At 50.9% G+C, this 23,899-nt stretch carries 22 protein-coding genes; 19 read left to right on the top strand and 3 right to left on the bottom strand.

Annotated elements, in window-relative coordinates:
- Window positions 1–828, top strand: an 828-nt coding sequence (locus AC14M5_RS05860; RefSeq protein ID WP_484028708.1) for a hypothetical protein, incomplete at its 5' end; no start/stop codon positions are given.
- A gap of 150 nt (window positions 829–978) precedes the next feature.
- Window positions 979–2,022, top strand: coding sequence for a uroporphyrinogen decarboxylase/cobalamine-independent methonine synthase family protein (locus AC14M5_RS05865; protein ID WP_484028709.1), 1,044 nt, complete (start codon window positions 979–981; stop codon window positions 2,020–2,022).
- Window positions 2,023–2,024: 2 nt separating this feature from the next.
- Here AC14M5_RS05865 and AC14M5_RS05870 read toward each other — a convergent pair whose 3' ends face one another.
- Both AC14M5_RS05870 and AC14M5_RS05875 read right to left on the bottom strand, forming a co-directional pair.
- A complete protein-coding gene (locus tag AC14M5_RS05870) occupies window positions 2,025–2,813 on the bottom strand; it encodes an ATP-binding protein (protein ID WP_484028710.1) in 789 nt (262 codons plus the stop codon).
- Window positions 2,810–3,601, bottom strand: a complete 792-nt coding sequence (locus tag AC14M5_RS05875) for an ATP-binding protein (RefSeq protein ID WP_484028711.1) — start codon at window positions 3,599–3,601, stop codon at window positions 2,810–2,812. Before AC14M5_RS05875 ends, AC14M5_RS05870 begins: the two co-directional genes overlap by 4 nt.
- 209 nt (window positions 3,602–3,810) lie before the next feature.
- On the opposite strand from AC14M5_RS05875, the gene AC14M5_RS05880 reads away from it, so the two are divergent.
- The 15 genes from AC14M5_RS05880 to AC14M5_RS05950 all read left to right on the top strand — a co-directional run bounded on the left by AC14M5_RS05880 (window position 3,811) and on the right by AC14M5_RS05950 (window position 21,511).
- Window positions 3,811–4,197, top strand: a complete 387-nt coding sequence (locus AC14M5_RS05880) for a hypothetical protein (protein ID WP_484028712.1) — start codon at window positions 3,811–3,813, stop codon at window positions 4,195–4,197.
- A 118-nt stretch (window positions 4,198–4,315) separates the two neighbouring features.
- Window positions 4,316–6,334 carry an anaerobic carbon-monoxide dehydrogenase catalytic subunit gene (gene cooS / locus AC14M5_RS05885; RefSeq protein ID WP_484028713.1) on the top strand — a complete coding sequence of 673 codons (2,019 nt, stop codon included), beginning with the start codon at window positions 4,316–4,318 and terminating at the stop codon, window positions 6,332–6,334.
- A gap of 92 nt (window positions 6,335–6,426) precedes the next feature.
- The gene (gene acsB, locus AC14M5_RS05890) at window positions 6,427–8,721 is read left to right on the top strand and encodes an acetyl-CoA decarbonylase/synthase complex subunit alpha/beta (RefSeq protein ID WP_484028714.1); all 2,295 of its coding nucleotides are present in this window, start codon (window positions 6,427–6,429) and stop codon (window positions 8,719–8,721) included.
- 133 nt (window positions 8,722–8,854) lie between these two features.
- Window positions 8,855–9,589, top strand: coding sequence for a hypothetical protein (locus tag AC14M5_RS05895; protein WP_484028715.1), 735 nt, complete (start codon window positions 8,855–8,857; stop codon window positions 9,587–9,589).
- Window positions 9,586–10,083, top strand: a complete 498-nt coding sequence (locus tag AC14M5_RS05900) for a CBS domain-containing protein (RefSeq protein ID WP_484028716.1) — start codon at window positions 9,586–9,588, stop codon at window positions 10,081–10,083. The genes AC14M5_RS05895 and AC14M5_RS05900 overlap by 4 nt, the downstream gene beginning before the upstream one ends.
- An 89-nt stretch (window positions 10,084–10,172) precedes the next feature.
- A complete protein-coding gene (locus AC14M5_RS05905; protein WP_484028717.1) occupies window positions 10,173–11,120 on the top strand; it encodes an acetyl-CoA decarbonylase/synthase complex subunit delta in 948 nt (315 codons plus the stop codon).
- 68 nt (window positions 11,121–11,188) lie between these two features.
- Window positions 11,189–12,502 (top strand): acetyl-CoA decarbonylase/synthase complex subunit gamma, encoded by a 1,314-nt coding sequence (gene acsC, locus AC14M5_RS05910; RefSeq protein ID WP_484028718.1) that lies wholly within the window; start codon window positions 11,189–11,191, stop codon window positions 12,500–12,502.
- Between the two features lie 72 nt (window positions 12,503–12,574).
- The gene (locus AC14M5_RS05915; protein WP_484028719.1) at window positions 12,575–14,506 is read left to right on the top strand and encodes an ASKHA domain-containing protein; all 1,932 of its coding nucleotides are present in this window, start codon (window positions 12,575–12,577) and stop codon (window positions 14,504–14,506) included.
- Between the two features lie 53 nt (window positions 14,507–14,559).
- Window positions 14,560–15,483 carry a dihydropteroate synthase gene (locus AC14M5_RS05920; protein ID WP_484028720.1) on the top strand — a complete coding sequence of 308 codons (924 nt, stop codon included), beginning with the start codon at window positions 14,560–14,562 and terminating at the stop codon, window positions 15,481–15,483.
- Between the two features lie 177 nt (window positions 15,484–15,660).
- The gene (locus AC14M5_RS05925; protein WP_484028721.1) at window positions 15,661–17,154 is read left to right on the top strand and encodes a methylenetetrahydrofolate reductase C-terminal domain-containing protein; all 1,494 of its coding nucleotides are present in this window, start codon (window positions 15,661–15,663) and stop codon (window positions 17,152–17,154) included.
- 93 nt (window positions 17,155–17,247) lie between these two features.
- Window positions 17,248–17,814 carry an N-acetyltransferase family protein gene (locus tag AC14M5_RS05930; protein WP_484028722.1) on the top strand — a complete coding sequence of 189 codons (567 nt, stop codon included), beginning with the start codon at window positions 17,248–17,250 and terminating at the stop codon, window positions 17,812–17,814.
- A gap of 35 nt (window positions 17,815–17,849) precedes the next feature.
- Window positions 17,850–18,128 (top strand): hypothetical protein, encoded by a 279-nt coding sequence (locus AC14M5_RS05935; RefSeq protein ID WP_484028723.1) that lies wholly within the window; start codon window positions 17,850–17,852, stop codon window positions 18,126–18,128.
- A gap of 15 nt (window positions 18,129–18,143) precedes the next feature.
- Complete coding sequence (locus AC14M5_RS05940) at window positions 18,144–19,535, top strand: NAD(P)-dependent malic enzyme (protein WP_484028724.1); 1,392 nt, start codon at window positions 18,144–18,146, stop codon at window positions 19,533–19,535.
- A gap of 13 nt (window positions 19,536–19,548) precedes the next feature.
- Window positions 19,549–20,454: an NAD(P)/FAD-dependent oxidoreductase gene (locus tag AC14M5_RS05945; protein ID WP_484028725.1), complete on the top strand. Its 906-nt coding sequence runs from the start codon at window positions 19,549–19,551 to the stop codon at window positions 20,452–20,454.
- Between the two features lie 208 nt (window positions 20,455–20,662).
- Window positions 20,663–21,511, top strand: a complete 849-nt coding sequence (locus AC14M5_RS05950; protein WP_484028726.1) for an MBL fold metallo-hydrolase — start codon at window positions 20,663–20,665, stop codon at window positions 21,509–21,511.
- Here AC14M5_RS05950 and AC14M5_RS05955 read toward each other — a convergent pair.
- Window positions 21,500–22,003: an HNH endonuclease gene (locus AC14M5_RS05955; RefSeq protein WP_484028727.1), complete on the bottom strand. Its 504-nt coding sequence runs from the start codon at window positions 22,001–22,003 to the stop codon at window positions 21,500–21,502. The genes AC14M5_RS05950 and AC14M5_RS05955 overlap by 12 nt on opposite strands.
- 174 nt (window positions 22,004–22,177) lie before the next feature.
- Here AC14M5_RS05955 and AC14M5_RS05960 point away from each other — a divergent pair, with 174 nt between their 5' ends.
- Entirely contained in the window at window positions 22,178–23,071 is an 894-nt protein-coding gene (locus AC14M5_RS05960; protein WP_484028728.1) for a TIGR01777 family oxidoreductase, read from the top strand.
- A 21-nt stretch (window positions 23,072–23,092) separates the two neighbouring features.
- Window positions 23,093–23,767, top strand: a complete 675-nt coding sequence (locus AC14M5_RS05965; RefSeq protein WP_484028729.1) for a hypothetical protein — start codon at window positions 23,093–23,095, stop codon at window positions 23,765–23,767.
- The last annotated feature ends 132 nt before the right edge of the window (window positions 23,768–23,899 follow it).

The raw sequence follows: 23,899 nt of genomic DNA on the forward strand, positions 1-23,899 counted from the left end.
GCTGAAAGGCGTCTGGTTTTTGGTGTTCCGCACAACACTTTGGCAACATTTTGGCAATTTTTTAGTCTGTTGTGGGAGATTTTTAAGAACATTTTTCGAACTAGGGGTTTTTCGACAGTCTCGTTGGGCAGCACTTCTCAAAGAGGAGGAAGAACAAAGGCAATGAATAAAGCAACCAGGTTCAACGTAGCAATATTGGGGACAATCTTTGGAATCTCTGGGATCAGCCATGGGTTCTTTGAAGCACTTCAAGGCAATGTCTCCACAAACAGCTTTTTTATCTTTGCGATTGGAGAAGCTCAGAAAATGTGGCCACACGGCAATGAGCCCGCTTTTACCCTTCTCCCCAATTTTTTGTTGGCGGGCATCTCATCTATGATTGTGGGCTGTGCCATCATCATCTGGTCGCTCGGTTTCGTTCACAGGAAGAATGGTCCAACGATTTTTCTCCTTCTCTTCCTTACACTTCTTTTGGTCGGGGGAGGCGTCGCACAGATCTTGTTCTTTCCCTTTATCTGGCTGGTTTCAACTCGCATCCATCAACCACTAACCTGGTGGCGCAAGATCCTGCCCATTCAGATGAGAAAGCCACTCGCCATGCTATGGCCCTGGTCCCTGGCAATTAGTGCAGGGCTGCTCGTTTTTGCTCTCGTAATTGCCACCACTGGATTTGTACCTGGGGTGAGAGACGCAGAAGCAGTCTTATCAATTATGCTATTTTGTCTTGGGATGGAAGCAATTGCTCTTCCATTGACCTTCGTGACTGGATTTGTGTATGATATTGCCGTGGAACCTACGACTGTGACGTGGAGAGAAGTGCCGCTGTAAAAAGAAGAAGCTGCCCACCGATGAGTAGCAGTTGTCAAGGGGGGATGCTGTCCGCTTTTCAGGCTTTTCAACACCTCAGCAGAATTCCGTTTTCGCTCCATCACTAATAGGGCCATATAAAATACTCATCCAGGATCAAACAGAAAACCAATGACAGAATTCAATTACCTCACCACCCATGTCGGAAGCGTTCCTCATTCAACTGCCAATGGGTTAACCCTGCATTTGCAAAACCTTTTGGATGTCCCTGCCTGGCCGCAATTACCGCGCCGCTCTTTTCATGAAAGCATGTATGTTCAGTATTCGCCTACACTGCCCGCAGTCTGTGAGGATGTGATACAGGAAAAAGTTTACTTCGATACAAAAGCGGACATCACGGATTCCCTCGAAACTTTTTATACGCCTGTTCTGGCGGATGACGTGGAAAGCTTTGCTTTACGTCCCGATTATGCGGCTGGGTTTTTCGCCATGCTTGAAACACTGCGAGGGACGCAAGGCACATGGGTAAAGGGACAGGTAACGGGCCCGATCTCATTTGGCCTCACCGTCACCGACCAGGATTTGCGCGCCAGTTTATATAACGATATGCTGGCAGATGCGATCATCAAGAATATGGCGATGAACGCGCGCTGGCAAATACAGCAATTGAAATCGGTGCGGGAAAACGTCATTCTGTTTTTGGATGAACCCTATCTGGCGGCGTTCGGGTCCGCGTTTATCAGTTTAAGCCGCGAGCAGGTAATCGCCTATCTCGATGAAGTCTTCGATGCCATTCACACTGAAGGTGGAATTACTGGCATCCATTGTTGCGCGAATACAGATTGGAGCGTGCTGCTCGCGACGCAAGTTGACATCTTGAATCTGGATGCCTATGGCTTCATTGAAAATCTTGCGTTGTATCCCGTCGAACTGCGAGAATTTCTTGATCGCGGTGGAAGCGTTTGTTGGGGGATCGTGCCGAATAACGAGCAAGTCTTCAACGAGACACCGCTTCAGTTGGCTGAGCGATTGAGAAACGGGATCAGGCTGATCGTCCAGAAAGCGGCGGCGCGCGGGGTGCAGATCAAGGCCGATGAGTTTTCGAATCGCAGTCTCATCGCTCCAGCTTGCGGCCTCGGTTCCACATCCATTGAAGTGGCGGATCGAGTCTTTGAAATGATCGCTGAAACGGGGGAAATTTTAAAGAGTGGCTGATGCTACCCGAGGATTTGACGCATCATTCCTGCGGATGCCTGATACACAACCGATTCATCTCCCAACTCGACGAGGGGTCTGCCCGAAAATTCAAATTCAGCGAGGGTATTATCCGCGGGGACAGTGCCAAGCAACGGCACATCCATTTTTTCGATGAATGTTTTTAACTCAGCGGGCATCGCGCCCTGCAAACGATTGACGATGAGATGCGCGTTCTCGATGTGGATGTCGAGTTCCTTGCGCATATCGGCGATGCGTTGAGCCGTGACCAGGCCGCGCTGGGTTGGGTCGCTGACGATGAGTAGATGCTGCACGTCACGTGTGGTGCGACGCGAGAGATGTTCCATGCCCGCTTCATTATCAATGACGACATAACTGTAGTGACGGCTTAAGTCGTCAATCACCTCACGCATATTGTGGTTGACCGCGCAATAACAGCCCTGACCTTCGCCGCGTCCCATGGCGATCAGGTCGAAGCGCGAGCCTTCAGCCAGCGAGGAGCGGATGTGATAATCGAGATATTCGCGCTTGCTTGCGCCGCCAGGCATTGTGCCCATGGCCGCGCCGCCGTTGGTGAGCGACGTTTTGACTTGTTCCAACATGCCTTCGCGGATGTCGCCTACTGTCCATTCGAGGTCAAGGCCAAGTACCATGTTCAAGTTGGATGCGGGATCAGCGTCAATAGCGAGGATGCTGCCCGTTTGATTTTGGGCAAGATATTTTATGACCATGCCCGCGATAGTGGTCTTGCCGACACCACCTTTACCTGCCAGCGCAATTGTTGTGGTCATACAATAACCTCATCATCTGTAAGTTGATTTACTTTTTGAATGATTGCCTGTGCTGAGGTTTTCAGACTTTCCACATGGTCATAAACAGGGATATTGAGTCTATCCGCTTCCTGCACTTTCAGGTCAGCGGGTAAATACCCAAGCAAAGGTAAATCGGGCAACTCGGTTTCAAGGAACTTTGCTTCCTCTTTATTGCGGACTTTGTTTCCAACTAGATATAAACGTTCGAGGCCAATATCATTTGCGAGTCTTTTGATCTGCACGGCTGTACCGAGACTGCGCCGTGTTGGTTCAACAACTACCAGCATGGCATCTACAAAGTCCACTGTGGCGCGGCCAAGGTGTTCGACGCCTGCGTACATATCGAGCAGTAATACTTCGTCGTTGCGGAAGAGCAAATGGGTGAACAAGGTTTTCAGCATGGCGGATTCGGGACAGATGCAACCAGAGCCGCCGAGTTCCACGCTGCCCATTTCAAGCAGACGCACGCCGCGATGGAGAATGCTGAAACGTTCGGGGATATCATCCACACGCGGGTTGAGGGTGAAGAATCCGCCAGTGGTTCCAGGCTTTGCGCCCGTGCGTTCTTCTATTAATTCGTCCATCTCGGCAATGGGATGAAGACGAGCGCGCAACTCTGCGGGGAATCCCAAGGCTCCAGCGAGGCAGGGGCTTGGGTCGGCGTCCACAGCCAAAACGTCACGGCCCTGATCCGCATACGTCTGCGCAAGGAGCGCTGTCAGCGTAGTCTTCCCTACGCCGCCTTTTCCTGTGATGGCAAGTTTCATATCCTCATCTTACAACTTAATGAGGCAAAAGAAATCAGGTTATTCGTCATCAAATTGGAGGACAGTAATAACATTTATCTGAGTTTTCCGTGACAATATGCACAACTTGATTGAGAAGTCAAAATGCTAGAATATTATGAGGAAGAGTACAGACCTTTAGTGGTGTCTTCAGCAAGTGCCATCATCCGCTCGTATTTGGAGGTGCCTTCATGGAGACTAAAACGTTCGAATCGCCTGCATTGTTTGGTGACCATCACGTTACCGAGGTGCGGCGCATATTGCTTGAGTTGACGGGGGTCACAGATGTTTATGCCAGCAGTGCCTTTCAGATTATCCAAGTGACTTATGATGAGAAAAAGATCAACGACTTGGAGATTGCCGTCAAGTTGGATGAGGCCGGTTATCTCGAGGAGTGGACAATACCGATTGAGTTGGAGACTGCGGCTCAACAAGGCGATGGGCAAAAACCCTTCTTCCGTCACACAGCCACATATGAGACAACCAAGCAAACTGTCAGCTTCGCCCAGAAGGTGAACTATCAGGGCTGCCCTCTTTGGCGTTGCCCAGGGATGGGTGTGGTGAAGGTTGATGAATGATGTCATTGCGAGGGCGGTGATTTTCCGTCCGAAGCAATCTCCTTATCGAATTGGGGATTGCTTCGTCGCTAAGAGCAAGTGCGCTCCTCGCAACGACATAAAAGATGAGAGGTAAATCATGCCAAAGAAACGTGAGATTACTGAATATTCAACTGACCCTGCCGCACAGCAGATGTTGATCCGCGCGGAGGAGTTGGGGATTGGGACGGCATTCACACGTGCCGATGCCATGGTTCCATGCAACATCGGCAGCGCAGGGATGTGCTGTAAGCAATGCGGAATGGGCCCCTGCCGTTTGACGAAGAGCGGCGAAGTGGGAGTGTGCGGAGCAACATTGGATACGATCCAGGCACGCAACCTGACCCGCGCCATTGCGGCAGGCAGTGCGGCACATAGCGATCATGGCCGCGATATGGCTTTCCTGCTAAAAGCAACTGCGAATAAAGAAGCAGAGGGATATGGCATTCGCGATGTTGCAAAATTGCGCATTGTCGCATCCAAGTATGAGATCAAGGTCGAAGGACGCGCACCGGAAGAAATCGCGAATGATCTGGCCGATCTTTACATCTCGCAATTCGGACAGCAGCGCGGCGAGATTGCCCCTGCGATACGCGCACCGAAGAAGAGACAACAAATCTGGCGCGAGCAAAACGTCTGGCCGCGCGGCGTGGATCGGGAAGTGGTGGAGGCTTTGCATCGCACCCACATCGGCGATGACCAGGACCCCGCGCACATTTTGAATCACGCGATACGGACTTCACTAGCCGACGGCTGGGGCGGCTCGATGATCGCCACCGACATTTCAGATATTTTGTTCGGCACACCGGCGCCCATTTTGGGGCAAGCCAATCTCGGCGTTATTAAAGAAGACATGGTCAACGTGGTGGTGCACGGACATGAACCAAGCATGAGCGAAATGCTTGTGGCCGCATCGCAAGACCCGGAGATCATTGAATATGCCAAAGCTGCGGGTTCGCGCGGAGTTAATCTTTCAGGGATTTGCTGCACAGCCAATGAAATCCTGATGAGGCAGGGCATCCCTGCGGCGGGAAATTTCCTACATCAGGAATTGGCGATCATGACCGGTGCTGTAGAAGCGATGGTTGTGGATGTTCAATGCATCATGCAAGCTTTGGTCGGTTTGGCGCAGAATTTCCACACGGCGATCATCACCACTTCGCCGAAGGTCAAGATCAAAGGGGCGACACATATCGAATTCGATGAACACAAAGCATTGACCATCGCAAAGCAAATTTTGAAGGTTGCAATAGATAATTTCAAGAATCGCGACAACAACAAAACGCGAATCCCGCAGATCAAGGAAGACTTGATTCCTGGCTTCTCGCATGAATATATTAACTACATGCTGGGTGGATCATATCGTGCGTCCTTCCGTCCATTGAATGACGCCATCATGACAGGACGCATCCGCGGCGTGGCTGCGATTGTGGGATGCAACAATCCGCGCTCATCACAGGATTATCTTCACAATAAAGTTGTAAAGGAATTGCTTAAGCAGGATGTGCTTGTTGTGCAGACGGGTTGCGGCGCAATTGCCGCGGGTAAACTGGGGCTCATGTTGGGCGAAGCAGGCCTCAGCGAAGTCGGAAGCGGGTTGAGAGAAATCTGCGAAACGATCGGCATCCCTCCTGTCCTCCACATGGGCTCATGCGTAGACAATACTCGAATTCTCACAGTCCTCACGCAGATCGTTGAAGAGGGCGGACTCGGCGATGACATTGACCAGGTTCCCGCAGTTGGGCTCGCTCCCGAATGGATGAGTGAAAAGGCGCTGGCGATTGCTGCGTATTGCGTAGCGTCGGGCGCGTATGTCATCTTCGGCGGTGCGTCACCGGTGAGCGGTATGCCAGATAGAGTCAGCGACAGTGATGAAGTACTGCATTACATCAGCGAGGGTTGGGAAAAACTTTATGGCGGCAAATTGGAATTCATTCCCGATCCGCAAAAGATGATCGATGCGACGCTGGCGCATATTGACAAGAAACGCGCCGCGCTCGGTCTGCCTGCCTGGGAAGAAAATAAGTTTGGCCGCTCTGGCGATGCAAAGATGATTGAGTTGGAGAAGTTGCCGCTGGCGCAAAGGCGCGAGGCTATTTATGGAGCAACAGTCAATTAGTCGTTAGTCGCTCGTCGTTTAGTCTCTTGCGCAATTAGCGTAATGGCAAAACGACTATCAGACTACAAGACTAAAGACTAGGAGACCAAAACATGTCACGATATATCGCAACCAGAGCAATTCGCGGCGCAAATGCGCTCGTTACTGAAGCTGAGATGATGCTCGACCAGGCCTTGGCCGAAAAAGGCGCAGACACGCCCGTCTCATTTCCAAACACCGCCTATTACCTTCCCACCATTTTGGGCATGACCGGCAAATCCATCGAAAAAATCGGTGACTTGAAATCTGTCATGGATTACACGCGCGGACTTTTACATCCCATTCCCTCAGATAGGCATTGGACTCCCTACCTGGGTGAGACGCTTGACTCAGGAATGGCCACGCTTCTCGCCGCTGAGACAATTGAAGCGGTACGCTTCGCTTATGGGCTTCAACCTGAGCCGATGCAGGGATTCCATCTCGCAGGAGGTACTTCGTTTACAAGCCCTGATGGGAATGGCAAGGAAAGCACAAACGGAAATGATGGTCACCTCAATGGCCCAATTGACGATATTCAACTCCGCTCTTGGGGCATTCAATTGGTGGATGGTCGTATGCCTGGTTTTGCCGCGATTGTTGGTTGTGCAAAATCGAACGCAGTCGCGGTCAAGATCGTGCGCGAATTACAACGCCGTAACATCCTGACCTTCCTCTCAGGCAATGTAAACGGACGGAGCATCATTCATCAACTTCAAGAAGAGGGTGTTGAGTTAGGGTATGACACGTACACTGTCCCATTTGGTACGGATACTATTTCCGCAATTTACGCTTTAGGCTTTGCCACCCGCTCCGCATTAACCTTCGGTGGACTCAAGCCTGGCATGTCACGTGAAATATTGCTTTACAACAAAGAACGCGTATTTGCATTTGTGCTTGCTCTCGGCGAAGTGGACGATTTGAAATATGCCGCTGCGGCAGGCGCGATCAACTTTGGTTTCCCTGTCATCGCGGATACGGTCATCCCTGAAATTTTACCGACAGGCATAACGACATATGAACACGTTGTCTCGATGCCATTTGGCACAATTGACGGCAAGGATGATTTGGAAAAGGCCGAAAGACTCGTCCAAAAGTGTATCGAAATTCGCGGTGTTAAAGTCAAAGTCTCAAACGTGGATGTTCCCGTTCCATACGGATCAGCCTTTGAAGGCGAAGTCGTCCGCAAGGCGGATCTACGCATCGAATTCGGCGGGAAACACAGCCGCGCCTATGAATACCTGCACATGGCAAAACTGGATGAAGTCACCGATGGCAAGATCGAAGTCATTGGACCTGATTTCTCGAACATCGAAGCGCAAGGCTCGATGGATATGGGAATCATCATCAAAGTTGCAGGCAGACAAATGCAACAGGACTTTGAACCTGTGCTTGAGAGGCAAGTCCATTATTTTGTGAACGGCGCGAGTGGAATTCAGCATGTCGGTCAACGTGACATCGCGTGGATTCGCATCTCGAATGCCGCAGCAGATAAAGGCTTTAGCCTCGTATCGTTTGGCAAGATATTGCACGCAAGATTCCACGAGGACTTCGGCGCAATCGTGGATAAAGTCCAAGTCACCATTGTCACCGAACCCACGCTTCACGCCGAATGGTTGGAGAAGGCGCGTGCCGCGTATGATTTCCGCAACAAACGCCTCGCGGATTTGACTGACGATAAAGTAGATGAATTTTATTCCTGCACACTCTGTCAATCGTTCGCGCCGAATCATGTTTGCGTGGTCTCACCTGAGCGACTCGGCTTGTGCGGCGCATACAACTGGTTGGACTGCAAAGCCTCGTTCAGCATTAATCCCACTGGCCCGAATCAACCGATCAAACTCGGCAAGTCTGTGGATATGAAAAAAGGATATTGGGAAGGCACGAACGACTACGCCAAGATCGGGTCACATGGTGTGGTGCAGGAAGTCTCGATGTATTCGATCATGGAAAACCCAATGACGGCGTGTGGATGTTTCGAGTGCATCGTGATGCTCATCCCCGAAGCCAATGGCGTGATGGTGGTCAGCCGCGAAGATACAGCCCTGACTCCCGCAGGTATGACCTTCTCAACATTAGCAGGGATCGCGGGCGGCGGTATGCAAACCCCTGGCGTGATGGGCGTTGGTAAGTTCTATCTCATCAGCCCAAAGTTCATCTCTGCGGATGGCGGCTTCAAGCGTGTAGTCTGGATGTCGTCCGTGCTGAAAGAGACCATGTCCGACGAATTCAAAGCGGTCTGCGAGCGCGAAGGCGACCCAGATTTCATGGACAAGATCGCGGATGAAAGGAATGTGACTTCAGTTGAAGACTTGCTTGCCTGGCTCGAAGCACACAATCATCCTGCCATGGCGATGGAGCCGATGTTCTAAAACGGGTTGACAAGTTTGAAGGTTGTAAGGTTTGAAAACGAAACCTGCAAACTTTCCAACTTGTCAACTTTCAAACCTATGAAATCCCTCCTCGTCCGTGCCTGATGACCGCTGATGTACCGAAAGGAAAATGATGAATCAAGTTGATAGTGTCAAAATGGCAGACTCCACTTGGAAGAGTCTCTTCAAGATCGGCGGTTGGGCTGCGCTGCTGATCGTGTTAACGGCGCTGCTTGAGATCGTCATCACTTTTCTTCCAGGTGGATATGCTTCGGCTGAAACAGTTGAGGATTGGTTCGAGCTATTTCAAAATAATCCGTTCCTTGGCCTGCGCAACCTGGGTTTACTGAATATCATCATGACCACGCTGGGGATACCGATGTTTTTCGCGTTGTACGCTGCTCATCGAAAGGTGAATCAACCATACGCTGCTCTGGCAATGATTTTCTCTTTCCTCGGAGTGGCCGTATTCTATGCAACCAACCGCGCTTTCCCCATGCTCGATTTGAGCCGCCAATACATCTCGGCTGCATCAGATGTTCAAAGAGTCACGCTGACAGCGGCGGCACAGGCAATGCTCTCGGTTGGAGAAAGCCATACTCCCGGTACATTCCTTGGATTCTTCCTGACAGAAGCAGCTGGCATAATGATCTCAATCGTGATGTTACAAGGCAGAGTGTTTAATAAAGCGAGCGCAATTATCGGTATATTGGCATTCAGCCTGATGATGGTCTTTGAAATTTACTCATCTTTTGTAATAGGGCTGTCGAACGTGGCGTTATTAATTGCGATGAGCGGAGGGCTCTTGACCATGGCATGGTACATCTTGATTGCCCGAAGGCTTTTTCAGCTAGGTAGGGAGTCTTGAAACATCTCCTCGTCCGTGACCTCATGACCGTTGGCGTGCCAACCTGTAAATGGGATTCTCCCATCGTTGATATCGCCCGCTTCCTTTTGGAAAAGAACGTCGAAGCAATGTGCGTTCTCGATGTGGAAGGTCACGGCATCGGCGTAGTTGGCGTGGATGAATTGGTTTGGGCTTACGCAAGGGAAGGATATGAGAAGTTAACCGCCGAAGACATTATGAGCGAAGGCATGCCAGAATTGCCCACAGATATTCCGCTGACCCTCGCCGCACAGATGATGAAGGATAAAGGCATTCGCATCGCTTACATGCTGCACAACTCCGCAGGGATTATTTATCCCGCCGCATATATTTCGTATCGCCACATTTTGCGTCACATGGCTGCGAAGGATGAAAACGATCTAAAAGATTTAGGTCTCGCGGCGGAGAGGAAAACGCCAATTGAGCAATTTATTGAGAGAAGAGATGAAGCGAGAAAAAGGGCGGGAATCGGATAGCGGGAATCGGAAATCGGTTTATCCGACAAACGACTCCCAATTCCCGAATCCCGATTCACGAATATCGAATAACAAATATCGGAGGAACAATGCCCATCGAAATTCCAAAAGATAAATGGCCTGGCAGTATCAAGGCTATCACCATCGGTGCGACGAGTTCGGAGGGCGGAACACGCGCGAAGTCCATCACTGTTGGCGGACAAACGTCCATGCCTTATTTGCATTATGAATCACCTACGCTAAATAAGCCCGTCATCGCGATTGAGATCAAGTCACGTAAGCCTGATGACTGGTCACCATTGCTAATGGAAGTTTGGGGCGAGGTGATGGCGGAACCCGCTCAATGGGCGAAAAAAGCCGAAGAAGCAGGAGCAGACCTCATCGTCATCGCGTTGACGCTGGCTGATTCACCCGAAGACGCAGTACGAATCGTCAAATCCGTATTAAGCGCAACGGGACTTCCGCTCATCCTCTGGGGACCGGGGCAGGCGGAAAAAGATAACGAATTGCTTGTGCCTGTTTCAGAAGCGACCAAAGGCGAGAAGATCGTGCTTGGCATTTGCGAAGATAAAAATTATCGCACCATCGTCGCAACCGCAATGGCAAACGGGCATCTCGTGCAGGCGCGCACGCCAATGGATGTAAACCTGTCGAAGCAATTAAATATTCTGATCAGCGATATGGGCATCCCTAAAGACCGCATCCTGATGGACCCGACAACGGGCGCGCTTGGGTACGGAATTGAGTATGGCTATTCCGTTATGGAGCGTTTGCGATTAGCTGCCCTGCAAGGCGACGCGATGACGCAACTGCCCATGATCGTCACGCCTGGTTATGAAGCCTGGAAGACAAAAGAATCCAAAGTGGGCGAGGGCGTGCCAGAAGGCTGGGGCGATTGGAAAGCGCGCGCCATCAATTGGGAAACACTCACTGCGATTGCGCTGGTTGAATCAGGCGCGGATATTGTTGTGTTGAGGCATCCTGAATCGGCGAGACGAGTCAAGGACGCGATTGAAGAACTTGCTGTTCCTGCGTAATTCGTAATTCGTATTCCGTAAAATGTGCCTTACGCACTACGAATTACGGATTACAGACTGGAGATAACATGGCTTTATCAGGAATCCAAATTTACAAAATGCTTCCGCAGACCAACTGCAAGGAATGCGGTTTTCCCACCTGCCTTGCATTTGCGATGAAACTTGCGGCGAAACAAGTTGAACTCGGCTCGTGCCCTTACGTCAGTGAAGAGTCGAAAAAGCAGTTGGCTGAATCCGCTGCGCCGCCGATTCGCCTCATCACGCTCAAAGCCAACGGCACCGAAGTCAAAGCGGGCAATGAAGTGGTGATGTTCCGTCACGAAAAATCTTTTTACAACAAGGCTGGCTTGTTCATTCGCGTTAAAGCCTCCGACCCAGACCTTGCCAATAAAGTTGCCACAGCCGACGCATATAAAGTTAATTACGTAGGCATGGATTTTACAATTGACGGCTTCGCCGTTGAAGCGGATGGAGACCTAGCCATCGCAGTTAAAACGATTCGGACTGTCACCAAACGTCCGCTGATTTTGATGACGAAAGATGCAGCGCTTCTTGACTCCGCCCTCAGCCTGCTCGCTGGCGAATCGGCATTGATCTACGCCGCAGAATCATCCGACTATGAACCGTTGGCTGATCTTGCAAAGAAACACAAGGCCGCACTCGCCGTCAAAGCGGATTCACTTGATGCGCTCGCAGACTTGACCCAAAAGATCCAAACCAAAGGCGTCGAAGACATGGTGCTTGACCCCGCCGCAGCGACATTGAGCGCATCCTTAACACGTAATACGCAACTGCGAAAACTCGCGCTCAAGAATGTGCGTTCCCTCGGCTATCCCATCATCACTTTTCCATGCGACGCAAAAGATGAAGGCGTCGCTGCCGCGCAAGCGATTGCAAAATATGCAGGCTTTGTTGTGTTGAGCGAGTTCAAACCTGAATTGCTCTACCCATTGCTCGTCTTGCGCGAAAACATCTACACCGATCCGCAGAAACCGATACAGGTTCAACCTGGAATTTACGAGATCAATTCACCCAAACCCGAAAGCCCTGTGCTGGTCACAACCAATTTCAGCATTACTTATTTCTCCGTTGCTAATGAAGTGGAAGGAAGCGGCCTGCCTGCATGGCTGGTTGTCACAGACGCGGAAGGCATGTCTGTATTAACGGCGTGGGCGGCGGGCAAGTTTGACGCAGAAAGAATCGCGAAGGCGGTCAAAGGCTTTGACGTAGCCAGCAAAGTCAATAAAAAGCAAATTGTCCTGCCTGGGCATGTGGCTGTTCTATCCGGTGAACTCGAAGAAGAACTCCCCGGCTGGGACATTCGCGTTGGGCCGCGCGAGGCGGTTGATCTGCCCGCATTTATGAAGCAGGTTTTGAATTAACACGTTGGGGCACAGCGGGACGATTTTTCGTCAACGTCATAGATAGCCTTGCTGTGCCCCTACAACAAACAAATGCAACACAATATCTCTTTCACGTTACCCGACAAGCCAACGCCAGTTGTTGTGCAAGTCTCTACCAATACTCTGCTAGCCGATGCCGCACACATCGTCGGCATTGACATCGGCCAGCCATGCGGCGGACAGGGACGCTGCGGGCGTTGCGCGGTGCAGGTAACTGGTGGAACTGTCAGGCGCAGAAGCACCTTACGCCTTTCCCCTGATGATGTTGACCAGGGATACGCGCTCGCCTGTCAAACCGTTGTAGAAGGCGATGTTTCTATTTATGTTCCGCCCCAGGAAAAAATTGAAAGACGGCTGACAACAGATCGCGTCGTTGCTGAAGTCACTGTCCCTGCGGATTATGAATATCTGCAAGATCAAACTGTCCGCCGCGTGCATTTGCGGCTCAATCCGCCCACGATGGAAGACCAAACTGACGATTGGTCACGCTTACAAACCGCATTGAGATTGCAGGCAAATGTCAGCAAAGTGAATGTATCGCTTGCATTGCTTCAATCCATTGGCGATGTCTTGCGCGCAGGCGAATGGAATGTCACCGCAGTGCTTGAATATCCGCTTGGCGATGCAGAACAACCCTTGCGTTTGATTGCGCTGCAACCGCATCATATTGACGAGTATTCGCCGCTTTGGGGTTGCGCGATAGACATTGGCACAACCACTGTTTCAGTCTGGCTGGTGGATCTGGTCAGCGGACAGGTTAAAGCGCAAGTAGCAGAATATAACGGACAGATCGCACGTGGCGAAGATGTGATCTCCCGCATTATGTATGCAAATAAAAATGGTGGAGGGGATGAACTCCGTCAGCATGTGCTGGATACGGTCAATGAATTGATCGAGACAGCCTGCAAACGAGTGAGAGCCAAACCTGAGGATGTGGTCAAAGCTACGATTGCAGGTAACAGCACAATGATTCATTTGCTGCTCGGCATTCCCGCTTCAAACATTCGGCTTTCGCCTTTCATCACGTCAGTTAACCATCCACCCTTGATGACTGCGCGCGAAGTTGGAATCAAAATGAATCCTGAAGCCAGCGTAGATTGCTTGCCCGGTGTCGCATCGTATGTCGGCGCGGATATTACTGCGGGCGTACTTTCGTCTGGGCTTGATACTGCTGAAAACGTGACTCTCTTTCTGGATGTTGGCACGAACGGCGAAACCGTACTTGGCAATCGCGATTGGCTCGTCACCTGTGCCTGTTCAGCGGGGCCAGCCTTTGAGGGCGCAGGAGTGGTCAACGGGATGCGGGCAACAACAGGTGCAATTGAAGAAGTGTGGATCAACAGCGAAACGTTCGAACCAACTTATCGAGTCATCGGCGGTGGCAAACCAAAAGGCATCTGCGGGTCGGGGTTGATCGCATTGCTCTCGGAAGCTTTTATAACGGGGATCATTGATAAGGCTGGGAATGTTAATTTAATGGTCGCTTCGCGCAGCTCTAGGGCGCGCGAGGGAGCGCATGGTGGGGAGTATGTGGTGGCTTGGGGCGCGGAATCCGAATCGGGTGAGGATATTGTCCTATCCAGAGTCGATGTCGATAATTTATTGCGCGCCAAAGCTGCAATCTACGCTGGTTTTACAGTTCTGGCCGATACGGTCGGAGTCCCGCTTGAAATGACAGATAAGGTGTTAATCGGTGGATCGTTTGGAAAATATATTAACGTTGAGAAGGCTGTGCAAATTGGTTTACTGCCGGACATGGATTGGTCGCGTTTTGAGTTTCTCGGCAATACATCAGTGAAAGGCGCATATTATGCCCTGCTCGATTGGAAGAAACGCGAACGCATCACCGAGATCGCAAAACGCATGACATATATTGAGCTATCGGCAGATAATACTTTTTATGAAGCATTTACTTCGGCATTATTTTTGCCGCATACGGAGTTGAGCAAGTTTCCGAGTGTGGCCTCTGCGTTGGAACGTTAGAAGGTTGGAACGTTTCAACGTTCCAACATGCAAACTTGGAAACGGAGGTTGTTATGTACATCATCGGCGAAAACATTCACATCATTTCTGAAAAAGTCAAAGAGGCACTGGCCGCAAGGGACCGTGAGTTCTTCATGGACCTGGCCGTCCGTCAGGTGGAGGCAGGCGCAAAAGCGATTGATATCAACCTTGGCCCGCGCAAGAAGGATTGGGCGGAGGTCTTCCCATGGATCGTGGAAACAGTTGAAACCGTTGTCGATGTGCCGCTTTCGATTGACACAACCAACGTGGATGGGATGGAAGCGGCCTTGCAGAAGATCACGAAAGCGCAGCCGATTCTTAATTCGACCTCGGCTGAACCTGAACGATTGGAAAAAGTTCCGCTGTTGGCGAAGAAATATGGAGCCAGGGTCATTGCGTTGACCATGCGCTCGGAGGGTATCCCCGTCGAAGCGGATGCGCGCGTGAACATCGCTGTGGAAGCGTTGATTCCGCGCATGATGGAAATTGATCTTCCGATGGAGAATCTCATTATTGACCCGCTTGTACTCACTGTGAGCGGCTGCCAGCAATATTGCCCGCATCTCATCGAAACCGTCCGCACTTTGCAATATGCCTGGGACCCTGCACCCAATATTTCGGTTGGGCTATCCAATGTCTCAAATGCTGTGCCTAATGAAAACCGCCCGCTTATCAACCGCGTCTATTGCGCGATGCTGATGGGCGTTGGCTTGCAGATGATGATTGCCAACCCGTTCGATGAAAATCAGAATGATGTCATCCATTGGGTAGAGACAAAAGACACCAGCAATCCGCTGGCGCGTGTTTATAACAAGATTGCAGACCGTACTTGCACAGGCGAAGAACCGCAAATGGAAGATTTCGACCTGTCTGACCCTGAACAATCCGCAATTTGGAAGACAACGCAGATTCTGTTGAATAAGGTTATTTACGCAGATGCGTATTTGATGAATTGAGAATTTCGTCCTGAGCGGAGCCGCCGTTGTTTGGCGGCGAAGTCGACACTTGCACCTGACGCAAGTGCAGGTGAGGACAGGCTTCAAGAAAACTTATCGTTTTCAAGTAACCTGCGCTTCGACTGCGGGACTGAAGATCACAGTCCCTCCACTCAGCGCGAAGATGAAGGAGGAACCATGCCCGGATTTACCCCTGGTCGACGTTGGCAGCCGCCTTACCTGCCATTCAAGCGCGAACCGTTGAACAAGCGCGCACTTGCGACTCTCGAAAAGGCAATCAAAGGCCCGTTGTTTGGATGCCGCATGTGTGGAAACTGTCTTTTGCAAGAGACGGCGTTCATCTGTCCGATGGAATGTCCTAAAGGTGAACGTAATGGGCCTTGCGGCGGTTCCACAAAGGAACACTGCTATGTGGATGAGACCCGTCCATGCATTTGGTACAAAATCTACGAGCGTTCGTTCAAGCTTGGTCGCGAGGAACATCTGCTCGAAGTGCTGCCGCCATTGGATTGGGATAAGGTTGGCACCGAGCAATGGAGTGGCGTACTGAATCGCGTTAAAGAAATTGGCACCGGCAAAGTTATCAACGGGTTGATGTTGAAGCCTGCTGAAATCCGCTACCAAACCTGGGATGAGATATTCGAGCCGATCCGTGAACCCGATTGGTGGCAGGGTGACAATCAATATCACGCGCCGAAATATATCGAGCCTGTTTCTGAACTGGAACGCAGACTCAAAGCGGGCGAGTTCGTTGTCACTGCCGAGGTTGCGCCGCCCGTCTCTTGCAAGATCGATAAGATGTGTCAGCATATCCAGAACATCAAACCCTATGTAGCGGCCATCAACTTTACGGATAACCCATCCGCTACACCGCGCACGGCTTCGTGGGCCTGTTCAAAGATGGCGCTTGAACGCGGCGCGGAACCTGTGATGCAGATCGCCGCGCGTGACCGCACGCGGGTCGGGCTGCAATCCGAGGTGATGGGCGCGTATGACCTTGGCATCAGGAACATCCTTTGCATCTCAGGCGATTCGATGAAGATGGCTCCTCAGCCGCGCGGACGCATGGATGTGATCGACATCGACTCGATTCAGATGTTATGGATATTACGCCGAATGCGCGACGAAGCCCGCTACATGGATGGACGCGAGATCAAAACCCCGCCTCAATACTTCCTCGGTGCGGCTGCCTCTCCTTTTGCGAGCGAGCCGAAATTCCAGGCTTTGCGCGAACATAAGAAGATCAACGCGGGCGCACAGTTCTTCCAGACGAATCTTGTATACGACATCGACCACATGGAAATCTGGCTCAACGAACTTGCCAAGCGAAACATTCTGGATAAGGTTTACATTTTGATCGGCATCACTCCGCTTAAAACATTCAAGATGGCAAAGTATATGAATGACGAAGTGCCCGGCGTATCCATCCCGTTTAATCTCATGGTTCGCATGGAACATGCGGATAAAGCAGGCAATGCCCAGGAAGAAGGGTTGCGGATCGCGTTCGAGCTGATCGAGAAGATCAAAAAGTTCGAGGGCCAGGGAGTCCACGGCCTGCATATTATGGCGGTGGGCTGGGAGGATATCGTTCCGCGCATTATCAGCGAGGCGAATCTTTTCAAAGCAGGATCAACTGTCCCTGAGAAAGACGCGGAGAAAGTCATCGCATAATTAAGAAAAACTTCGGAAGTCTTCCAGAACCGACTCAAGATGGAAAGACTCCAAAAAGACTTCCGAAGTTTGAGTTATATCCCGGGAGGGAATATGCTTGCAGAACAGGTTAAGACCTATCGTGAGATGGTCACACTTAAGGACGGCACGTACGTCCTGATACGCCCGATGAATGGGGATGATGAAAAGCGGCTGCTCGAATTCTATTCAGCGGTCAGCGACGAAGATATGCGCTACTTCCGCCACTACATTAAAGACCCATCTGTCATCCATGAGTGGAGCGAACATCTGGATTACAACAAAGTCCTGCCGATCCTCGCGCTCGTCAAGGATCATGTAGTGGGCAGCGCTACCCTTCATTTCTTTGAGGGGCCAAAGCGGCACATTGGCGAAGTGCGCCTCTTCCTTGCAAAGGATTTCCGCAAGCGCGGCCTGGGCATGAAGATGATCAAAGCGTTGATCGAAATCGCGCGCAAACACGGGCTGGGAATTCTTCAGGCTGAAGTGATCGCGGATCAGACAAAGGTGGTCAAGGCTTTCGAAGCCTTGGGCTTCAAGCCGCAAGCTGTGCTGGATGATTATTTCCTGTTCCCAGATGGCGACTCGCGGAATGTGGTTTTAATGATCCTCCCGCTCAGGGTGAAAACAGATGATTTCTAGCGCTGATCTAACAGCGAACAAAAATTGAAACCAAAATGTCGCTGCGCAACGTAGTCAAGAAGGCCAGCAGGCAGGATGTTTATGTTTGCAATGCCTGCAATGATTGCGATATCCCAACCAGTGAGGATATGGATATTCCATTATCAAGCCTGGTTCAGCTTGTGATTCTGAACGACGACGAAGCGCTGCAATGTCGTACGCTCTGGTCTGATATTGCGCTGGAAGCGGCGCACAATGCATGCAAACGTGGACTGAACTTGCACGCCGTGATGCTTGCCCTCCGTGAAGAATCCATGCGAAAGGCTGGAGAATAGACCAACAGAAAGAGGATGAATATGAATACTGAAGAGTTGCTTGCAAAAGCCAAGAAGCCCGCGGCGGACGCAATGAGACTGCATCCGTTCTATAAAGGGAAGATCGAAACCACGCTCAAATGTACAGTCCATAGTTTCAATGATTTCGCCATCTGGTATACACCGGGCGTGGCCGCGCCTTGCAGAGCAATCGAGGCGGACCCCGAACTCGTCTACGAATATACAAATAAATGGAACACAGTTGCCGTGGTCAGCGATGGGACGCGCGTATTAGGGCTGGGCGATATTGGCCCGAAGGCCGGTCTGCCCGTGATGGAGGGTAAGGCCCTATTGTATAAATATTTGGGCGGCGTGGATGGTGTGCCGCTGATGCTCAACACCAAAGATCCCGATGCCATCATCAATACGGTGCTGATGCTCCAGCCTGGCCTTGGCGGCATTAACCTGGAAGACATATCCAACCCAAAGTGCTTTTATATTCTCGATACCCTGCGCGAGAAAGCGGAGATTCCCATCTGGCACGACGATCAACAGGGCACAGCCACTGTCACATTGGCGGGACTCATCAACGCCTTGAAAGTTGTCGGCAAAAAAATGGAGGATGTGAGCATTGCCTTCATTGGCAGCGGCGCATCCAACGTGGCTTGCTCGCGTCTCATCTTTGGTTGGGGCGCCGACCCGGCCAAATGTTTCATGGTAGATAGCAAAGGCATCTTGGGAAAGCATCGCAAAGACCTCGAAATGCGCAAGGCTGAATACAAGGATAAATGGAAGTTGTGCAACATCACCAATGCGCAAGGACGCGAAGGGGATATTCCAGACGCCATGAAAGGTGCGGATGTAGTGATCGCTCTTTCCAAGCCCGGGCCTGATGTGCTCCTCCCGGAGTGGATCAAGGCTATGGCAAAGGACTCAATCGTTTTCGCGTGTGCCAACCCGATTCCTGAGATTTGGCCTTGGGTGGCGAAGGAAGCGGGCGCAGCCGTCATCGCAACAGGTCGCTCCGATTTCCCGAATCAAGTCAACAACTCTTTGGGATTCCCCGGCATCTTCCGTGGCACGCTGGATGTTCGCGCCAGAACGATCACCGATGAAATGTGCTTTGCCGCAGCCCAAGCCATGGCGAACCATGTGGGTGACCGCCTTGCACCGGACTTCATCCTGCCGGATATGGACGATTGGGAGGTCTTCCCGAAGGAAGCCGCCGCGGTTGCCATGAAAGCCATCGAACAAGGATTGGCGCGCATCGAATCCACATACGATCAGGAATATCAACGAGCTTCCCATATCATCAAACGATCCCGCGACATGACAAAACGCTTGATGGAGGAAGGCTTCATCGCCGAACCGCCCCCGGACGAGGACTCACATGATATTGACCTTGAGACCATTAAGTCCGCTTATTAGAAAGGAGAATAAGATGTACGATTTAATCATCATCGGTGGCGGGCCTGCGGGACTCACGGCCGCCATTTACGCCATCCGCAAGCGTTTGAATGTGCTGGTTCTGTCAAAGGACCTTGGAGGCAAGACCAACTATCGCCTGGCGTTGCCCTGGGTGGAGGAGTATCAGGTGATCCGGGGTTTGGAGGTTATCAACAAGTTTCGCAATGAACTTGAGTACCTAGATTTCGCGCGCCACATTGTATCGGTTGAAAAAGTTGAGAAGAAAAGCGACCATTTCGTTGTAACAATCAAAGGCGGCGCGGCTCTGGAATCCAAGGCTGTAATTATTGCCAGCGGAACCCGTCAGGTGCGCATGAACGTGCCCGGAGAAAAAGAGTACACCATGAAAGGGCTTTGTTATTCTGCTCTTTCCTATGCTCCGCTCTTCATTGATAAATCCGTTATTGTGATCGGTGACGAGGAACTTGCCTTGCGCTCAGCGGGTGAGCTTTCGACAGTGGCCCGCGAAGTAACCATGGTTTGCACCAACGACCAGATGTTGGATTCCCCGCTTGGGCACAAACTCCAGCAGGCTCAAAATGTTAAGATCATGAATGATTGCGAGATCGTGGAAGTGCAGGGAGATGAATACGCCCGCAAGCTGATCTTGAAAGACAAGGCTGGCAAGCTCAAGGAATATCAAGCAGATGGAATGTTTGTGGAGAAGGCCCTTGTGCCAAACACCAATATGGTCAGGGAGCTTGTTGCGCTCGATGAACAAGGCCGCATTATCATCGACAGCGAATGTCGTACGAATGTCCCTGGTCTCTTTGCCGCTGGAGATGTAACGGACAGCTATGCCGAACAGGTACTCGTTGCCGTGGGTGAGGGAGCCAAGGCTGCGCTTAGCGCGTACGAATACCTGCTTCCAAAACTCTGATATTGCTGAAATAGATGCTGTACGCAAAGGAGCCCGAAAATATTCCGGGCTCCTTTTGATATCACTATGTATTTAATATTTCCCTTTGCGATAGGGTGCTTGAGCAGATAGAGAGAACATGGACAAAAGTTAAAAAATAAACTGGAAATTTCTGAGAATCTGAAAATTTCTACTATCGAAAGTGGGAATTTAGGTTACCATAGGCCTCATGTCCAAAGTAATCATCCTTGGCTCCTCGAATGCCATTCCTACCAGGGAGAGCGAGAATACTCACATGGTCATTGTGGGGAGTGACCGTATGCTGCTGATCGATTCAGTCAGCAATCCGATTCTGCGTCTGGAGGAGGCGGGGCTGGATTTCAACGACCTCACAGATATTATTGTGACCCATTTTCATCCAGACCATGCCTCCGGTATTCCACTCCTGTTGATGGATATGTGGCTGATGGGCCGGCAGAAGCCACTCAATATTTACGGCTTACACTACACGCTGGATCGTGTTGAAGGAATGATGGGCTTTTACAATTGGTCGGAATGGCCTAATTTTTTCCCCGTTGTTTTTTATCGTCTGCCAGCTTCAGAAATGACCCTCGTCCTTGATTGCCCTGATTTCAAAGTGCAGGCATCACCCGTTCATCATATGATTCCCAATATCGGGCTGCGGATCGAATTTACACACAGCCGAAAAGTGATGGCCTACTCTTGTGATACCGAACCTTGCGATGAAGTTATCCGCCTCAGTGAGGGCGCAGATGTTCTGATCCATGAAGCCACAGGCGAATCGCCAGGACATACCTCCGCAAAACAGGCGGGTGAAATTGCCAAAAAAGCCGAAGTACACAAGCTGTATCTGATCCATTACCCGACAGGTAAATATGCAAAAGGCGACCTTGTCGCTGAAGCGCAGACCACCTTCTCCGGCGATATTGCGCTTGCAAAGGATTTTATGATCCTTGACTTCAGCGAAAAAATACCCCTCTCCCATCTTGAAAGGCGTACTCGAGAGAGGAGAAGGGCTGAAACCAACGGAAACAAAGGTTACGGGTCACCAACCTGAAATATAAGGCTCCCACTCGCCGTTCTCTGTCAGATGCTTGCCAAAAATATAAGCTGCATTGGCAGGCGGCTCCTTTGGAATATGCATGAGGTGCATGTGCGCCTCCTCCACTTTACGACCCCCTTTGCGATGATTGCAATAAGAACAAGCCGCCACGAGATTCGTCCAAATATGCTGCCCACCCATATGGCGCGGAATAACGTGATCCACCGTCAAGGCCCCTTCATGCTTACCACAATACTGGCAGGTATAATTGTCCCTGCGGAATATTTCGCGGCGCGTTAATTTAACGCGCGGCCGTGGCCGATGAACCTGAATTTCCAGTCGAATGACAGAAGGGCGCGGAAGCAGTTGCGAAATTGTACGAATGTGCCCGCGTCCATTTGCGATCATTCCAGCTTTGCCCGCCAGGATCAGACCAATAGCCCGCCGTGTTGAGCATACGTGGATCGGCTCAAAATTAGCATTGAGTACCAATACGGGTTCTTGCATAATTTCTCGGCAATTCTGCGTGATTATACATCCACTTGATTGAATTCGTAAAAGCGTCAAAACAGTGAAACATTACAGGAGCATTTGAAATAAAAATATCTTTGCTTAAGCCGCCGTCCTCGGCGGCATGGTTTGCGTCGAGGACGGCGCAAAGAGCAGTTAGGAGCATTTGAAATGAACGTGATGATCGCAGGCGGCTCAGGTTTGCTTGGGCGAGCGCTGACAAAATCCTTTCTTGCCGATGGACATCAGGTTTTCGTTCTCACGCGGCGAGCAGGCAAAATCAAAGATGTTCAAGCTGTGCAGTGGGATGCGAAAACAACGAACGGATGGGGACATCTTGTCAACAATATGGATGTGATTATTCACCTGGCAGGGAGGACGCTCGCCTCCTGGCCCTGGACTGTCTCCAAAAAACACGCTTTCCTAGACTCCCGCGTCCTGCCTGGACTAGCACTTGCTGAGGCAATCCAAAAAGCGACTCGCCGCCCGGACATTTTCATTCAGCAGTCCGGCATTGCTCATTACGGTTTGAGCGGCGACCTGGCCGATGAATCGACTCCTCCCGGCGATGACTTTCCCGCTCAACTTACTGTGAAGTTGGAAGCTGCGACTAAATCTGTTGAAGAGTTGGGCATGCGCCGTATTATCATGCGTTCTGCAGTTGTGCTGGCGAGAGAGAACATCCTGCTCAAGTTGATGGCACTTCCCATCCAGTTATTTATTGGCGGGCCGTTCGGCTCCGGTCAACATGCCATGCAGTGGATCCACGTCAGCGATTGGGTTGGGGGAGTGCGGTATTTGATCGAAAATGAAAATGCGCGAGGTGTGTATAATCTTATTGCGCCCACGCCAACCTCCAATGCAGAGTTCAACCGTATACTGGCTAGCGTGTTGCATCGTCCATACTGGTTCCCCACACCCGCCTTTTTGTTGAGGACCTTTTTAGGTGAAATGAGCGTCTTGATTTTGGAAGGTAGGTTTTCCCAGCCCAAACGGCTGATCGAGTCTGGGTACAGGTTCCAGTTTCCAGGTCTGCGTGAGGCGTTGACCGATTTGTTTAGTTAAAGTTTAAGGAGAAAAAATCCAATGAAGAAATTCATCCTGTTGTTGACGGTGTTCATCACAGCCTGCGGGTATTCCGCACAAGAGCCAGCCGTAGTTTTGCCGCAATTTCTCGCAACGGCCACCCCGTATATCGACCCATCTTATCCGAGCGCACAAGTGGAATTAGCCGCGCCGAATCAAGTGGCCAGCGGAATCGAAGTTCGCATGGAACGAGCGGCGGTGGAGGGAAAAAGTGTGAACGCGGATGTATGCTTCACATTGCCCGATACATCCGATTGGTCAATTTGGGCAGCGAGTTTGAATTATGGCGGAGTGATTTTGCAGGAATACGGAACCGCACTAGTAAGCTTGCAGGAACCTGCCAATGGTCAAACCGGGCTGCGGTGTGACACTCTAACTTTCGTAGTTCCTCCCGATGCCGATCTTTCCAATGCAACCATCGTGATCGATTCCATTGCGGCAACTCCGCGTGAAGGCGAATACTGTTCTGTCTATATGCCCAAAATCCAACAAGCCATGCTTGAGCGCGGCGTAGGGATTGTATTGGAATGTATTGATGTGAACGGTTTGTTGACGATGCAAATTACGAGCATACCGCCAGAGATGACACAGGAACAAGCCGAGCAAATTGTGTACAGCGATGAGTTTTACACAGTGAAAGGCCCCTGGAGTTTTTCATTTAATTTGTCGCAGTAAAATTCTTGTTGTATAATAACGGCATGTTTGGCAAACTCTTCGTCAACAAATATTATTACGCTTCCCCATAATTTTTTGCGGTAGTGTGCTATCAACGCGCCCTTCACTATCGCGGGCGCGTTTTTGTTTGCC

The organism is Candidatus Villigracilis sp. (assembly GCF_057083605.1).

What these genes read in the sequence shown, in the direction of transcription:
- AC14M5_RS05865 (WP_484028709.1), top strand. Translation starts at nt 979, where the DNA reads ATGACAGAATTCAATTACCTCACCACCCATGTCGGAAGCGTTCCTCAT.
- AC14M5_RS05870 (WP_484028710.1), bottom strand. Translation starts at nt 2,813, where the DNA reads ATGACCACAACAATTGCGCTGGCAGGTAAAGGTGGTGTCGGCAAGACC.
- AC14M5_RS05875 (WP_484028711.1), bottom strand. Translation starts at nt 3,601, where the DNA reads ATGAAACTTGCCATCACAGGAAAAGGCGGCGTAGGGAAGACTACGCTG.
- AC14M5_RS05880 (WP_484028712.1), top strand. Translation starts at nt 3,811, where the DNA reads ATGGAGACTAAAACGTTCGAATCGCCTGCATTGTTTGGTGACCATCAC.
- cooS (WP_484028713.1), top strand. Translation starts at nt 4,316, where the DNA reads ATGCCAAAGAAACGTGAGATTACTGAATATTCAACTGACCCTGCCGCA.
- acsB (WP_484028714.1), top strand. Translation starts at nt 6,427, where the DNA reads ATGTCACGATATATCGCAACCAGAGCAATTCGCGGCGCAAATGCGCTC.
- AC14M5_RS05895 (WP_484028715.1), top strand. Translation starts at nt 8,855, where the DNA reads ATGAATCAAGTTGATAGTGTCAAAATGGCAGACTCCACTTGGAAGAGT.
- AC14M5_RS05905 (WP_484028717.1), top strand. Translation starts at nt 10,173, where the DNA reads ATGCCCATCGAAATTCCAAAAGATAAATGGCCTGGCAGTATCAAGGCT.
- acsC (WP_484028718.1), top strand. Translation starts at nt 11,189, where the DNA reads ATGGCTTTATCAGGAATCCAAATTTACAAAATGCTTCCGCAGACCAAC.
- AC14M5_RS05915 (WP_484028719.1), top strand. Translation starts at nt 12,575, where the DNA reads ATGCAACACAATATCTCTTTCACGTTACCCGACAAGCCAACGCCAGTT.
- AC14M5_RS05920 (WP_484028720.1), top strand. Translation starts at nt 14,560, where the DNA reads ATGTACATCATCGGCGAAAACATTCACATCATTTCTGAAAAAGTCAAA.
- AC14M5_RS05925 (WP_484028721.1), top strand. Translation starts at nt 15,661, where the DNA reads ATGCCCGGATTTACCCCTGGTCGACGTTGGCAGCCGCCTTACCTGCCA.
- AC14M5_RS05930 (WP_484028722.1), top strand. Translation starts at nt 17,248, where the DNA reads ATGCTTGCAGAACAGGTTAAGACCTATCGTGAGATGGTCACACTTAAG.
- AC14M5_RS05935 (WP_484028723.1), top strand. Translation starts at nt 17,850, where the DNA reads ATGTCGCTGCGCAACGTAGTCAAGAAGGCCAGCAGGCAGGATGTTTAT.
- AC14M5_RS05940 (WP_484028724.1), top strand. Translation starts at nt 18,144, where the DNA reads ATGAATATGAATACTGAAGAGTTGCTTGCAAAAGCCAAGAAGCCCGCG.
- AC14M5_RS05945 (WP_484028725.1), top strand. Translation starts at nt 19,549, where the DNA reads ATGTACGATTTAATCATCATCGGTGGCGGGCCTGCGGGACTCACGGCC.
- AC14M5_RS05950 (WP_484028726.1), top strand. Translation starts at nt 20,663, where the DNA reads ATGTCCAAAGTAATCATCCTTGGCTCCTCGAATGCCATTCCTACCAGG.
- AC14M5_RS05955 (WP_484028727.1), bottom strand. Translation starts at nt 22,003, where the DNA reads ATGCAAGAACCCGTATTGGTACTCAATGCTAATTTTGAGCCGATCCAC.
- AC14M5_RS05960 (WP_484028728.1), top strand. Translation starts at nt 22,178, where the DNA reads ATGAACGTGATGATCGCAGGCGGCTCAGGTTTGCTTGGGCGAGCGCTG.
- AC14M5_RS05965 (WP_484028729.1), top strand. Translation starts at nt 23,093, where the DNA reads ATGAAGAAATTCATCCTGTTGTTGACGGTGTTCATCACAGCCTGCGGG.